A 13,976-nucleotide genomic window follows, 5' to 3' on the forward strand; every position below is an offset into this window, starting at 1 on the left:
GCGCCAGTATTCACTGGCAGAGTCGCGAGAGTCGCACGGCAGGAGGTGTCGGGATGACCGAACACGTACGGGTGGCGGTGATCGGGTCCGGCTTCGGCGGGCTGGGGGCCGCCGTGCGGCTGCGCCGGGAGGGAATCACCGACTTCGTGATCCTGGAACGGGCGAGCAGCGTCGGCGGGACCTGGCGGGACAACAGCTACCCCGGCTGCGCCTGCGACGTGCCCTCCCATCTGTACTCCTTCTCCTTCGCCCCGAACCCCGAGTGGCCGCGCACCTTCTCCGGGCAGGAGCACATCCGCGCCTATCTGGAGCACGTCACGGACGTCTTCGGGCTGCGGCCGCACCTGCGGCTCGACTCCGAAGTACTGCGGATGACCTGGGACGCGCAGGAGCTGCGCTGGGACGTCGAGACGAGCGCGGGGCGCTACTTCGCCGACGTCGTCGTGTCGGCCACCGGGCCGCTGTCCGACCCGAAGATCCCGGAGATCCCCGGCCTCGGCTCCTTCCCCGGCAAGGTCTTCCACTCCGCCCGCTGGGACCACGACGCCGACCTCGCCGGGCAGCGCGTCGCCATGGTCGGCACCGGCGCCTCCGCCATCCAGATCGTGCCCGCCCTCCAGCCCGACGTCTCCCGGCTGACGCTGTTCCAGCGCACCCCGCCGTGGGTGATGCCCCGCGTCGACCGGGCGATCAGCGGCGCGGAGCGCGCCCTGCACCGTGCCCTGCCCGTCACCGCGCAGGCGCGCCGGGGGCTGCTGTGGGGCATCCGGGAACTGCAGGTCCAGGCGTTCACCAAGCGGCCGAACCAGCTCGGTCTCGTGGAGAGGCTCGCCCGGCAGAACATGGCCCGTGTCATCAAGGACCCGGCCCTGCGGGCCAAGCTCACCCCGGACTACCGCATCGGCTGCAAGCGGATCCTGCTGTCCAGCGCCTATTACCCGGCCCTCGCACAGCCCAACGTGGACGTCGTCGCGAGCGGGCTGAGCGAGGTGCGCGGGTCCACACTGGTCGCCGCCGACGGCAGCGAGGCCGAGGCGGACGTGATCGTCTTCGGTACCGGCTTCCATGTGACCGACATGCCGATCGCCGACCGGGTGGTGGGTGCCGAGGGGCGGACGCTGGCGGAGAGCTGGAAGGACGGCATGGAGGCCCTGCGCGGCGCCTCCGCCGCCGGCTTCCCGAACTGGATGACGATCATCGGCCCCAACACGGGCCTCGGGAACTCCTCCATGATCCTCATGATCGAGTCGCAGTTGAACTACCTGGCCGACTATCTGCGCCAGCTGGACGTCCTCGGCGGCCGGGCGGCACTGGACGCCCGCCCGAGCGCCGTGCACGCCTGGAACCGCCGGGTGCAGGACCGGATGCGGCGCACGGTGTGGAACACCGGCGGCTGCACCAGCTGGTACCTGGACGCGAACGGCCGCAACACCACCGTCTGGCCGGGCACCACCTCCGAGTTCAGGCGGGCGACGCGACGGGTGGACCTCGCCGAGTACGAGGTCCTGCGCGCGCCCGCGGCCCCGGCCGCCCCGCGCGCGGCCGGCAGCGAGGTGACGGCGTGAGCGCCCGCCGCGATCTGACCGCCGTCTCCGCCGACGGCACGTCCCTGCACGTCGAGGTGTACGGCCCGCAGGGCGCGCCCGCCGTCGTCCTCGCGCACGGCTGGACCTGTTCGACCGCGTTCTGGGCGGACCAGATCCGGGACCTCGCCGCCGACCACCGCGTCATCGCCTACGACCAGCGCGGCCACGGCCGCACCCCGGCCGGCCCGGTGTGCAGCACGGACACGCTGGCCGACGATCTGGAGGCGGTGCTCACCGCGACGCTCGCGCGCGGCGAGAAGGCCGTGATCGCCGGGCACTCGATGGGCGGCATGACGGTCCTCGCGGCGGCCGGCAGGGACACCTTCAGGGAGCATGCGGCGGCGGTCCTGCTGTGCAGCACCGGCGCCTCGGGGCTGGTCGCCGAGTCCACCGTGCTGCCCCTGCGGCCCGGCCGGCTGCGGACCTGGCTGACCGGGCACGTCCTCGGCTCGAGGGCGCCCCTCGGACCGGTCACGCCCGTCGCGAAGCGGATCCTCAAGTACGCCACGATGGGCGCCGGTGCCGCCCCGCACATGGTGGACGCGTGCGCCCGCATCGTGCACGCCTGTCCGCGCAAGGTGCGGCACGCCTGGTCGAACGTGTTGAGCCTGCTCGATCTCGACCACCGCGTACGGGAGTTGAGCGTGCCGACGGCGGTGATCGTCGGCACCGGCGACCGGCTCACCCCGCCGGTGCACGCCCACCGGATCGCCGCGGCGCTGCCGCACTGCCTCGGCGTCACCGAACTGCCCGGCCTCGGCCATATGACGCCGGTCGAGGCGCCCGGGCTGGTCACCGGCCGGATCAGGCAACTCGTCACCACCTACTCGCAGTTGAAGGAGGGCGCATGAGCAGGGTGAGCCTCGAGGGACAGGTCGCCGTCATCACCGGGGCCGCGCGCGGCGTGGGCGAACTGCTGGCCCGCAAACTCTCCGCGCGGGGCGCGAGGATCGCGCTGGTCGGTCTGGAGCCGGACGCGCTCAAGCAGGTCTCCGAGCGGCTGCACGGCGACAGCGACCACTGGTACGCCGACGTCACCGACCACGAGGCGATGGCCCGGGTCGCGGCGGAGGTGAAGGAACGCTTCGGCAAGGTGGACATCGTGGTCGCCAACGCGGGCGTGGCCAACGGCGGCCCGTTCGCCGACTCCGATCCGCAGTCCTGGCGGCGGGTCGTCGAGGTGAACCTGATCGGCTCGGCGGTCACCGGGCGAGCCTTCCTGCCGTTGCTCAGGGAGAGCCGCGGCTATCTCCTGCAGATCGCCTCGCTGGCCGCGGTCACCCCGGCGCCGATGATGACGGCGTACTGCGCGTCCAAGGCGGGCGTGGAGGCGTACGCGCACTGCCTGCGCGCCGAAGTCGGCCACCAGGGCGTACGGGTGGGCGTCGGCTATCTGTCGTGGACCGACACCGACATGGTGCGCGGGGCCGATCAGGACGAGGTGATGCGGGAGTTGCGGCAGCGGCTGCCCTGGCCGGCGAACAAGACGTACCCGCTCGGCCCGGCCGTCGACCGGCTCGTGGCCGGCATCGAGCGGCGTGCGGCGCATGTGTACGGGCAGGGGTGGCTGCGCGGCATGCAGGGCGTGCGCGGATATCTGCCGGGTCTCATCGGGACGGTCGGACAGCGCGAGATGCGGCGGTTCGCGCCACGGCTGCAGGGGATGCGGACGGGGCTGGTGGGCGCGGGCGGCTCCGCCGACGAGGAGTCGAGGGCTACGCAGCGTAGTTGATCGACATGCGTTCCGTGACCGCCCGTGTGAATCTGGTCGAGGCCCCACCACGGGGCCTCGACCCCCCTCATCTCCTACAGGAGTGAACCCACATGGGTATGAAGGACAAGTTCCAGGACCAGACCGAACAGTGGCAGCAGCAGGCCAAGCAGAAGGCCCAGCAGGCCAAGGAGCAGGTCCAGCAGCGCGGCGGCAAGCAGCGCCCGGGCGAGCGCCCCGGCGAGCGTCCCGCGGACCGCTCCGGCGACCGTCCGGGCGAGCGTCCGGGCGAGCGCTCCGGTCAGCGTCCCGGTGAGCGTCCCGGCCAGGACACCGAGCGGATGCGGCGCGAGGACGACGACCGTCTCGCGCACGACTACGACATGTAGTCGCCGCTGACGAGCCGGCCCAGGCCGGCGACTCGGGGCGCCCTTCTCCCAAGGGGCGCCCCGAGCGCTTTCCGTCTCGGCTTTCCGTCTCAGCCTTCCGCGTCGCGCGGCGGCAGCCGCGGCCGGGACCGGTCGGGCACGCCGGTGAGGTCCGGCGGCGTCGCCGGGGGTGTGAGGGTGAGCAGGTCCAGGGCCAGCCGTACGGCGTCGTCGAGTTGGGCGTAGCGGCCCTCGGCCCAGTCGAGCGGGGTGCGCAGGGCCTCCAGGTCGGGGGTCACGCCCCGGTTCTCCACCGACCAGCCGTACGCGTCGAACCAGGCCGCGTTCATCGGGACGGTGATGACGGTGCCGTCGCCGAGCTGATGGCGGCCGGTCATGCCGACCACACCGCCCCAGGTGCGCTGGCCGACCACCGGGCCCAGTTTCAGCAGCTTGAAGGCGGCCGCGATCATGTCGCCGTCCGAGGAGGTCGCCTCGTCGGCGAGCGCCACCACCGGACCTCGCGGCGCGTTCGAGGCGTATGACACCGGCTGGGCGTCGCGGGTGAGGTCCCAGCCGAGGATCGTGCGTGTCAGTTTCTCCACGACCAACTCACTGATGTGGCCGCCCGCGTTGCCACGCACGTCCACGATCAGCGCGGGTCTGGAGACCTCCATGCGCAGGTCGCGGTTGAACTGGGCCCAGCCCGAGCCGCCCATGTCGGGGATGTGCAGGTAGCCGCAGCGGCCGCCGCTCAACTCGCGGACGACGGCCCGGCGTTTGGCGACCCAGTCCTGGTAGCGCAGGGGGCGTTCGTCGACGAGCGGGACGACGGCGACCCGCCGCGCGCGGCCCGCCTCGCCTTCGGCCGGGGCGAAGGTCAGCTCGACCGTGGTGCCGCCGGCCCCGGCCAGCAGCGGGTACGGGCCGGTCACCGGATCGACCGCCCGGCCGTCGACGTGGGTGAGCACCGCGCCCTCGCGGATGCCGGTGCCGGCCAGCGGCGAGCGGGCCTTGGAGTCGGAGGAGTCGCCGGGCAGGATCCGGCGGACGGTCCAACCGGCTTCCCGGCGGACGAGGTTGGCGCCGAGCAGGCCCTGGAGGCGCTGGTAGTGCGGCGGTCCCTCGTTGCGGCGGGCGGCGGTGACATAGGCGTGGGAGGTGCCGAGTTCGCCCAGCACCTCGCGCAGCAGGTCCGCGAACTCGTCGGGGGAAGCGACGCGTTCGACGAGCGGGCGGTACTGGTCGAGCACCGCGCCCCAGTCGATGCCGCACATTCCGGGGTCCCAGAAGTAGGCGCGGATCAGCCGGCCGGCCTCCTCGTACGCCTGTCGCCATTCGGCGCCGGGGTCCACCTCGTGCAGGATGCGCCGCAGGTCGATCCAGACGGTGGAGTCGGGGTCACCGGTCTCGGCCGAGGGCACCGCCCGCAGGTCGCCCTCGTCGACGACGACCAGCCGGGTGCCGTCACCGCTGAGCGCGAACCAGTCGAGGTGGTCGACGAGTTCGGACCTCCTGGCCTTGCCGATGCTGAAGTGCTCCAGCGTCGGACGGCCGCTGGTGTCGTCCGGGTTCGCGAACGTCTCGCCCAGCGCGCCGGAGATCGGCCAGCGCAGCCACACCAGTCCGCCGCCCGCGACCGGGTGCAGGGCGGAGTACTTGGACGCCGGCACGGGGAAGGGGGTGACCCGGCTCTCCAGCCCTTCGGCCTCGACGGTCACGGTCCCGTCGCCGGTCTCACCGCCCTCGCCGTCCTGCAGCGGGTCCAGTCCGCCGGCGGCCGGACGGCCTTCGGGGGTCAGTGCGAAGGGCGAGGGGGTGGCGGAGGACAGCGGCACCAGGTAGGGGCGGCAGCCCAGCGGGAAGGACAGGTCGCCGGTGTGCACGTCGTACACCGGGTCGAAGCCGCGCCAGGACAGGAACGCGAGGTAGCGGCCGTCCCGGGTGAAGACCGGGTTCTCGTCCTCGAACCGTCCGTCGGTGACGTCGACGATCAGCCGTTCGCCGTTCGCCACGCCGGGCACGCGGGCCATCTTGATCTGCCGCAGGGAGCGCCCGATGCCCGGGTGCGACCAGGTCAGCCAGCTGCCGTCCGGCGAGAACGCCAGGTCGCGGACGGGACCGTTGACCGAGGCGATCAGCTCGGTGACCACGTCGGCGGCGGCCTGCGCGGGGGAGCCGACTGCGGGGTCCTCGCGCACGTCGACGAGCAGCAGCCGGCCGTCGTGCGAGGCGATCGCCAGCCGTTCGCCCTCAGGGTCGGACACCATCTCGAGGACCCGTCCGAGCGTCCCGGAGACCGGCCTGCGCGGTGCGCGGTCGCCGCTGGCGCGCGGCAGGCAGGCGATCTCGACGGCGTCCTCGCCCTCCGCGTCGGTGATGTAGGCGACCTGGCCGCCCGAGCCGAGCATCTCCGGCAGCCGCACCCGCACCCCGGGCGTGTCGGTGATCGTCCGGGCGGGCCCGTCCCGGTGGGTCAGCCAGTAGAGGCTGCCGCGGACGACGACGGCGCTCGCGCGTCCCGTCTCGTCGACGGAGATGCCGTCCACGTGCTGGGCGGCCGGGATCTGGTACGGCCGCCGCCCGGCCCGCGGCCCGCCGAGGCGCACGTCGAGGCGGCGCGGCACGGAGCCGGCGGCCAGGTCGTCGACGATCCACAGCTCGCCGGCGCACTGGTAGACGACGCGGGTGCCGTCGCCGGCGGCGTGCCGGGCGTAGAAGGCGTCGTGGTCGGTGTGCCGGCGCAGGTCGGAGCCGTCGTGGGCGCAGGAGTACAGGTTGCCGACGCCCTCGTGGTCGGAGAGGAAGGCGATGCGGTCGCCGACGAAGAGCGGGCAGGCGAGGTGCCCGTCGAGGCCTTCCAGCAGCCGCCGTCCGTGCAGCCACAGGCGGCCGGTGGCGCCGCCCCGGTAGCGCTTCCAGCCGGCCGGTTCGTGCGGGGGAGTGCCGGTGAGCAGGAGGGTGCGGCGCTCGCCGTCGACGTCGGACACCTGGAGGTCGGAGACCGGGCCCCAGGGGAGCTTGTGGCCGGGTGAGCCGTCGGTGGGGACCTTGTAGGACCAGGTGAAGTAGGAGAACGGCTCGCCGTGGGAGGCGACGGCGAGGATGTCGGCGTTCCCGTCCGGGTCGGGGGGCGTCCAGCCGCGGACCTGGGTGTCGGAGCTGCCCCAGTAGGTGAGGCGCCGCCCCGGACCGCCGTCCACCGGGACCACGTGGATCTCCGGGACCAGGCTGCGCCAGCTCGTGTACGCGATGAGGCGGCCGTCGGGGGAGAAGCGGGGGTGTCCGGCCTTGGTGCGGTCGACGGTGAGCCGCCAGGCCCGTCCGGGGTCGTCGAGGGGGGTCAGCCAGAGGTCGTCCTCGGCCACGAAGCACAACAGGTCACCGCTGAGATGGGGCAGACGCAGATAGCTCACCTCCCCATGCTTTTCCGGGGGATGGACCGGAGCAACTTATGACAAAAGCGCGTCGCGGACGATCATGTGGCGATCACCGGAAGGCCGGGTGGGTGCCCGGGTGAGCGAGGACACGTACGAAACTGTTTCGTTTCGCGACGGGATGCGCTACATTCGGCGTGTGCGAACAGGAGACTGTGGCGGTGCGGAGTGGGAAGGTGAGCGCAATGACCGAGGTCGCAACGGCGCGTCGTAGCCGCATCACTCCCGAGCGCGAGGCCGAGCTGTACGAGGCCGTCCTCGAACTCCTCCGCGAAGTCGGCTACGACGCCCTCACCATGGACGCCGTCGCCGCCCGCACCAGGTCCAGCAAGGCGACGCTCTACCGCCAGTGGGGCGGCAAGCCCGAGCTGGTGGCCAAGGCGGTCCGGCACGGCAAGCCGGGCGGCTCCCTCGGCGCGATCGACACCGGGTCGCTCAGAGGCGACATGCACGCTCTCACCCTGCGTTCGGACGACTGCCAGATGGAGCAGAACTCCGCACTCATGCGAGGGCTGGCCATGGCCGTCCACGACAACCCGGACCTGCTGAAGGCGTTCAAGGAACACCTCGTCGAACCGGAGCTGGCCGAGTTCCGGCGGGTGCTGTCACGGGCGATCGACCGGGGGGAAGTCCGCGCGGACAACCCCGCGACCGAGTTCGTGATGCACATGATGATCGGGGCGTTCGCGGCCCGGACGCTGCTCGACGAGCAGCCCCCTACGCAGGACTTCCTCCTCTCGTACATCGACGCCGTGGTGCTCCCCGCCCTCTGCGCGCCGAACCCCACCACCTGACCGTCCCCACGGTCCGCCCCACCTGACGTCACCGCTCGGTCGTCGGGCCGATCACCCCTGCCTCCCCGCCGGGTTGGTCAACCCTGCCCCCGGTGCCGCGCCGTAACCGCGGCCCCTACACCACGACCTGACCGGGAGTACGCCTCCGTGGCCACGTTCCTCTATCGACTCGGCCGGCTCGCCTTCCGCCGCCGCCACTTCGTCGCCCTCATGTGGGTCGCGCTGCTGACCCTCGCCGGCGTCGGCGCCGCCTCCGCGCCCGCCGCCGGGACGACCTCCTTCTCCATACCGGGAGTCGAGGCCCAGAAGGCCTTCGACCTGCTGGAACAGCGCTTCCCCGGAGCCAGTGCCGACGGCGGGACCGGGCGCGTCGTCTTCAAGGCGCCCGACGGCCAGAAGATGACCGATCCCGCCAACAGGGCGACCGTCGACAGGACGGTCAAGGCCCTGCGTGACGGCTCCGAGGTCACCTCCGTCACCGACCCCTTCACGACGAACGCCGTGAGCAAGGACGGGACGGTCGCCTACACCTCCGTCAAGTACGACGTCCCCGGCATGGAGCTGCAGGACTCGACGCGGGACGCCCTCGAGGCGGCCGGCGACACGGCCCGGGCCACCGGACTGACCGTCGACGTCGGAGGCGACGCCCTCCAGGTCGCGGCCGAACCCGGTGCGATCGGCGAGGTCGTCGGTCTCGCGATCGCCGCCGTGGTCCTCGTCCTCACCCTGGGCTCGCTGGTCGCGGCCGGGCTGCCGCTGCTCACCGCGATCGTCGGCGTCGGCATCGGCGTCTCGACCATCACCGTCCTCGCCAAGGCGCTCGACCTCGGCGACACCACCTCCACCCTCGCGTTGATGATCGGCCTCGCGGTCGGCATCGACTACGCGTTGTTCATCGTCTCCCGCTACCGCAGCGAGCTCGCCGAGGGCCGGGACCGCGAGGAGGCGGTCGGCCGCGCCACCGGCACCGCCGGCTCGGCCGTCGTCTTCGCCGGCCTCACGGTCGTCATCGCCCTGGCCGGCCTCGCGGTCGTCGACGTGCCGATGCTGACCAAGATGGGCCTCGCCGCGGCGGGCACGGTCGTGGTCGCCGTCCTCATCGCGCTGACCATGATCCCGGCGCTGCTCGGCTATGCGGGCGGCAAGGTCAGGGCCACCGGCGAGAAGCGCAGGCCGGCCGCCGCGAAGGGCGATCAGGGCGAGCGGACCAAGCCCGGCCCGGGCGTCCGCTGGGCGAGCTTCGTCATCCGCCGTCCGGCCGCCGTGCTGCTGCTCGGCGTGGTCGGTCTCGGCGCGATCGCCGTCCCGGCCACCCAGCTGGAGCTGGGTCTGCCCGACGACGGCTCGCAGCCGACGTCGACGACGCAGCGCCGGGCCTACGACCTGCTGTCGGAAGGCTTCGGCCCGGGATTCAACGGCCCTCTGATGATCGTGGTCGACGCCGCGGACAGCGACGACCCCAAGGCCGCGGCCGCCTCGGTGACCGACGGGATCAAGAAGCTCGGGGACGTCGCGACGGTCACCCCGGCGATGTTCAACAAGGCCGGCGACACCGCCACCATCACCGTGATCCCCGGCTCCAAGCCGTCCTCGACCCGGACCGAGGACCTGGTGCACGCCATCCGTGACCAGGGCGCCGACGTCAGGGCCGACACCGGTGCGCAGGTGCTGGTCACCGGCACCACCGCGATGAACATCGACTTCTCGCAGAAGCTCAACGACGCGCTGATCCCGTATCTGGGCCTGGTCGTCGGCCTGGCGTTCCTGCTGCTGATCGTGGTCTTCCGCTCCCTCCTGGTCCCGCTGAAGGCGGCCCTCGGCTTCCTGCTCAGCGTGCTGGCCGCGCTCGGCGCCGTGGTCGCGGTCTTCCAGTGGGGCTGGCTCGGCGGCCTGATCGGCGTCGAGGAGACCGGCCCGATCATGTCGATGACGCCGATCTTCATGGTGGGCGTGGTCTTCGGCCTCGCGATGGACTACGAGGTGTTCCTCGTGACCCGGATGCGGGAGGCGTACGTCCACGGCGAGAGCCCGAGCCAGGCCATCGTCACCGGCTTCCGGCACAGCGCCAAGGTGGTGGTCGCCGCCGCGATCATCATGATGGCCGTGTTCGGCGGCTTCATCAGCTCCAGCGAGGCCATCATCAAGACGATCGGCTTCGGCCTCGCGATCGCCGTCTTCTTCGACGCGTTCGTGGTCCGCATGGCGATCGTCCCGGCGGTGCTCGCGCTGCTCGGGAAGAAGGCCTGGTGGCTGCCGAAGTGGCTGGACCGCGCCCTGCCCGACGTGGACGTCGAGGGAGAGGGACTGCGCACCCCCTCCGACGCGGGCGACGAGAACCGCGAACCGGTCCGCGTCTGACGCGTCGGACCGTCCGAAAGACCGCCGGTGAGGGCTCCGTGGGGACGGGGCGCCCTCACCGGCCTTTTTCTTCGCGGCCCGCTCTGTGACCCACTATCGGGTGACGGCCTCAGGCGCGCGGGCCGCGCGGGGCCGGTGGCCCAACGGGTCCGGTGTGTTCAGGACATAGATGGACATGGAAGGCTACTGTCACCGGAATGTGCATGATTCGTAACGTGCAGTGGTATTGAGCCACTTGGGGCGGGCCGGCTGGGCCAATCTGGTTCTGCGGCCGAGGGGCCGCACACCGCACCAAGCAAGGAGACCTTGTGTCCGTTTCCTCTGTTTCCGCCCGTCGTCTCACCGCCGTCGCGATCGTCGCCGCCGCTGTGACCGGGGCGGCGACACTGCCGGCGTCGGCCACCGCGACCTCGCGTCCGAACCGGCCGCAGGTCGAGATCAGCGCAGTGCACTACGACGCCCCGGGTCGCGACGACCGCTCGGCCTTCTCCCTGAACAAGGAGTGGGTGGAGCTCACCAACACCACCCGTCACGCCGTCAACCTGGACGGGTGGACGCTCTCCGACGACCGCGGCGACAAGTACACCTTCCGCCACTACCGCCTGGCCCCGCGCTCCACGGTGCGCGTCCACACCGGCATCGGCCGCGACACCCGCAGCGACCTGTACCAGGACCGCCGTCGCGAGGTGTGGGACAACCGCTCCGACACCGCCACCCTGCGCGACGACCACGGCCGCCGCGTGGACCAGGAGTCCTGGGGCCACAACCGTCACCACGGCGACGACCGCCACCACGGCCACGACCGCCACCACGGCGACGACCGCCGCCACGGCCACGACCACCGCTGACCCGGCCCCACCACGCGCGGCGCGCCCGACCCCTTGCGGGGCGGGCGCGTCGCCATGTCATGCCGCGGACCCTCCCGCGGCCGGTGCTCAGTTGGTGAAGACGATGTACTTCCAGGCGCCGTGCGTCGTCGCGTTGACGTTGTCGCCGGAGGAGCCGTCGATGTACGACGAGCGGATCCGGGCGCGGATGCCCGCCTCGCCCGGCGCCTCCAGTGTGACGGCGGACTTCCCGTTGGGGCCCACCGGGAAGTACTGGGACCCGGAGTCGTACCAGGAACCCTGGTAGTAGACCTGGATCTGCAGGCGCTGCTGGCGGCCCGCGTAGTAGTTCATGGTCGTGGTGAACAACGGGTCGGTGTTCTTGCGGAAGTAGGAGTACGTCGTGGAGCCGATCCGCCCCGTCTTGTAGTGCCGGGAGACGGCGGTCGAGACCTTCGCGTAGGCGCCCGCGGTGGACTTCGCGGTCTTCTCGGCGCTGCGCGCGTCGCCCGCGAAGACGGCGGTGACGGCCGTGTCGCGGGTCATGTCGACGACCACCGACAGGTTGCCCTGCGAGTTGACCTTCGCGTTCTTGACCAGCTTCTTCGGCTTGTCGGAGCCGGCGGGGTCCACGTAGATCGCCACCGTGCGGTTCTTGTACGTCGCGCCCAGATGCGCCGTGAACGTCACGTCCTTGCCGTACGCGTACAGCTTGGCGTTGTTGGTGACGCTGAGCGCGGTCGCCTTGCGCGAGACGGCCACCGTGTCGGAGCCGACGGTGGCCGCGTGGGTGGCGTCGCCCGCGAAGAACACCCGGTAGGTGACCTTGCCGCCGGCGGGCGGGACGTCCGTGAAGGAGAACGAGCCGTCGGCCTTGGTCTTGACGGCGGCGAGGACCTTGCCGCCCGGCGACTCCAGGTCCGCCCGGGTCACCTTGAGGGCGGTGCCCGCCGGAAGCGGCGTCGCCGAGGTCAGTCTGCCGGTGACGGTGAGCTTCTTGGCGCGTTCCGCCTTGGCCGGTGCCGTCACCTTCAGCGCCGGCAGCTCCCTGACCGGGTCCGTCAGCGCGCGCAGGGTGAAGACGTCGGCGGTGTTGACGGAGACCGCGAACACCCGGCTGCTGTCCGGCGCCCAGGCGAGCGCGCCGTCCACGAGGGTGTCGGCGCCGCTGCTGTTGCCGGTGTTGGGGAAGTCGTACTCCCGCACCGGCGTCGTCGCGCCCGGCCGGATGATGTGGACGTCGGGGTCGTACGAGGAGAAGCTGCCGCCCGCGACGCTGCCGTCGGGTGCGACCCGCACGGCGTTCGGGTACGCGTCGATGGCGTAGCCGGGCTGCTCGGCGAGGTCGGTGGCCGAGTAGGCGCCGAGGCCGTAGCCGAACTCGGGCGAGCCCCACGAGGTGAGGACCTGCTTGCCGTCGGGCGTCAGGTCCAGCTGCCTCACGGAGGAGTCCATGTAGCCCTTGGCCCGCAGCGTGGCTCCGTCGGCCGAGAGGTCGTAGACGGCGACCCGGCCGCCGTTGCCCGCCACCAGCACGCCCGGGACGGCCGGGTCGGCGCCCAGGAGAGCGGCGCCGGAGAAGTCGGCGTCCCCGCGCTGGGAGAGGTGGACGACGGGTTCGGCGCCGGAGACGTCGAGCGAGCCGATGTCGGAGCCGTAGCCGAACCAGATCCGGCCGTCCACGACCTCCAGGTCGCCCGGAGCCGCCCCCACCGGGTAGCTGGCGGTCTCGGTGTACGTCCCCGTCTCCACCGAGACGATCCTGTTGCCGTTCTTGACGGCCGCGTACACCTGCCCGGAGTCGGCGGACAGTGCGAGGCCGCTCACGCCGGACAACCCGGTCAGGGTCGCCTTGACGGCGCCCGCGTAGTCGGTGACGACGATCTTGCCGCCGCGCGGGTCGGAGACGTAGACCCGCTGGTGGACGCCGTCCACGACGATGTCGCCGACCGACTCCACCGGAAGGACGTTGGCGGAGTCGGCCACGGCCACTCCCGCCGAACCCGCGGCGAGTACCGCGGAGCTGAGAACGACCGCGAGCGTCGTCGCGGCCGAGATGCTGCGCCTGCGCACAGAAATGGGAACCCCCAGGAAAAGAGCCCGGTGTGTCCGCCGGGCGTGATGAAGCGCCTGCGTCCCCCCTTCGCACCCGCAGCGGGCGCGTGAACGCGGCAGAGCAGCAGCGTATGGCATGCCAATGACAACAGGGGCGCGATTTCCGCGCAGCGCGCGACGCCTACCGGACAATCCCGTGTCCTCGCGGACCGGGGCCTCCTGGCGCACGATGTCGTCCGGGCGGCGGCCGGCGATCCGCGCGCCTCTTCCCTGTCCGTGCTCGCGCACGCCCTCGTCCTGCGAGCGCAGACCCGCGCCGAACTCGCCCTGGTCGCAGCGCTGCGCGAGTCGTCGGTCCTGGCCGGGGCCGCCGCCCGGGGTTGTTCGGCAAAAAGCGGTCCGGGGTGGCGCCCCGTCGCCGCGGGGCTGCCGGTCGTCGGAACGGGTCTGCTGTTCGACCCGGGCCGACGTCCGCCGGCCGGGGACGTCCGCTGGGTGCGGCCGCCCGTTGCGGGGCGCACCCTGGAAGCAGAGGCTTCGGAGGTGGCCGTCATGACGCACACCGCAACACGCACCACAGTCGGATGGCATGTCGAGCTGGAGTTCGAGGAGGACGACCGGCACACGCGTGCGGCCGCGCTGGTACGGCTGCCCGACGGGACCGAGGTGCGGTCCCAGGGGCACGCCAGCCGGCACACCGTGGACGCGGACCAGCCCCGGGTCGGCGAGGAGATCGCCGGCGCCCGCGCGCTCAACGAGCTCGCCATGCAACTGCTGACCAAGGCGCACACCGAGATCGACGACGCCTCGGGACGGACGTCGCACTCGATCAACGTGTAG

10 protein-coding genes are annotated in these 13,976 nt (G+C 72.1%); 8 read left to right on the forward strand and 2 right to left on the reverse strand.

What is annotated here, in order from left to right; genetic code table 11:
• Window positions 1-53: 53 nt before the first annotated feature.
• The 4 genes from C6376_RS12770 to C6376_RS12785 all read left to right on the forward strand — a co-directional run bounded on the left by C6376_RS12770 (window position 54) and on the right by C6376_RS12785 (window position 3,686).
• Window positions 54-1,565, forward strand: coding sequence for an NAD(P)/FAD-dependent oxidoreductase (locus C6376_RS12770; protein ID WP_107443525.1), 1,512 nt, complete (start codon window positions 54-56; stop codon window positions 1,563-1,565).
• A complete protein-coding gene (locus C6376_RS12775) occupies window positions 1,562-2,437 on the forward strand; it encodes an alpha/beta fold hydrolase (RefSeq protein WP_107443526.1) in 876 nt (291 codons plus the stop codon). The genes C6376_RS12770 and C6376_RS12775 overlap by 4 nt, the downstream gene beginning before the upstream one ends.
• On the forward strand, window positions 2,434-3,318 hold the full coding sequence (locus tag C6376_RS12780) for an SDR family oxidoreductase (RefSeq protein WP_107443527.1): 885 nt from the start codon (window positions 2,434-2,436) through the stop codon (window positions 3,316-3,318). The genes C6376_RS12775 and C6376_RS12780 overlap by 4 nt, the downstream gene beginning before the upstream one ends.
• Window positions 3,319-3,410: 92 nt before the next feature.
• Window positions 3,411-3,686, forward strand: a complete 276-nt coding sequence (locus tag C6376_RS12785; protein WP_107443528.1) for a hypothetical protein — start codon at window positions 3,411-3,413, stop codon at window positions 3,684-3,686.
• An 89-nt stretch (window positions 3,687-3,775) separates the two neighbouring features.
• Here C6376_RS12785 and C6376_RS12790 read toward each other — a convergent pair whose 3' ends face one another.
• A complete protein-coding gene (locus C6376_RS12790; RefSeq protein ID WP_107443529.1) occupies window positions 3,776-7,081 on the reverse strand; it encodes a S41 family peptidase in 3,306 nt (1,101 codons plus the stop codon).
• Window positions 7,082-7,287: 206 nt separating this feature from the next.
• Here C6376_RS12790 and C6376_RS12795 point away from each other — a divergent pair, with 206 nt between their 5' ends.
• The 3 genes from C6376_RS12795 to C6376_RS12805 all read left to right on the forward strand — a co-directional run bounded on the left by C6376_RS12795 (window position 7,288) and on the right by C6376_RS12805 (window position 11,102).
• On the forward strand, window positions 7,288-7,896 hold the full coding sequence (locus C6376_RS12795; RefSeq protein WP_107443530.1) for a TetR/AcrR family transcriptional regulator: 609 nt from the start codon (window positions 7,288-7,290) through the stop codon (window positions 7,894-7,896).
• A 147-nt stretch (window positions 7,897-8,043) separates the two neighbouring features.
• Window positions 8,044-10,254, forward strand: coding sequence for an MMPL family transporter (locus C6376_RS12800; protein WP_107443531.1), 2,211 nt, complete (start codon window positions 8,044-8,046; stop codon window positions 10,252-10,254).
• A gap of 308 nt (window positions 10,255-10,562) precedes the next feature.
• Complete coding sequence (locus C6376_RS12805; RefSeq protein ID WP_107443532.1) at window positions 10,563-11,102, forward strand: lamin tail domain-containing protein; 540 nt, start codon at window positions 10,563-10,565, stop codon at window positions 11,100-11,102.
• An 87-nt stretch (window positions 11,103-11,189) separates the two neighbouring features.
• Here C6376_RS12805 and C6376_RS12810 read toward each other — a convergent pair whose 3' ends face one another.
• On the reverse strand, window positions 11,190-13,154 hold the full coding sequence (locus C6376_RS12810; RefSeq protein WP_107443533.1) for a hypothetical protein: 1,965 nt from the start codon (window positions 13,152-13,154) through the stop codon (window positions 11,190-11,192).
• Window positions 13,155-13,688: 534 nt separating this feature from the next.
• Here C6376_RS12810 and C6376_RS12815 point away from each other — a divergent pair.
• Window positions 13,689-13,976, forward strand: a complete 288-nt coding sequence (locus C6376_RS12815; RefSeq protein ID WP_107448936.1) for a DUF1876 domain-containing protein — start codon at window positions 13,689-13,691, stop codon at window positions 13,974-13,976.

It is taken from the genome of Streptomyces sp. P3, from assembly GCF_003032475.1.
In the GTDB taxonomy this organism is placed as follows: domain Bacteria; phylum Actinomycetota; class Actinomycetes; order Streptomycetales; family Streptomycetaceae; genus Streptomyces.

Excerpts from the sequence above, each read along its gene's own strand:
- C6376_RS12770 (WP_107443525.1), top strand. The coding sequence starts at position 54 with ATGACCGAACACGTACGGGTGGCGGTGATCGGGTCCGGCTTCGGCGGG.
- C6376_RS12780 (WP_107443527.1), top strand. The coding sequence starts at position 2,434 with ATGAGCAGGGTGAGCCTCGAGGGACAGGTCGCCGTCATCACCGGGGCC.
- C6376_RS12785 (WP_107443528.1), top strand. The coding sequence starts at position 3,411 with ATGGGTATGAAGGACAAGTTCCAGGACCAGACCGAACAGTGGCAGCAG.
- C6376_RS12795 (WP_107443530.1), top strand. The coding sequence starts at position 7,288 with ATGACCGAGGTCGCAACGGCGCGTCGTAGCCGCATCACTCCCGAGCGC.
- C6376_RS12815 (WP_107448936.1), top strand. The coding sequence starts at position 13,689 with ATGACGCACACCGCAACACGCACCACAGTCGGATGGCATGTCGAGCTG.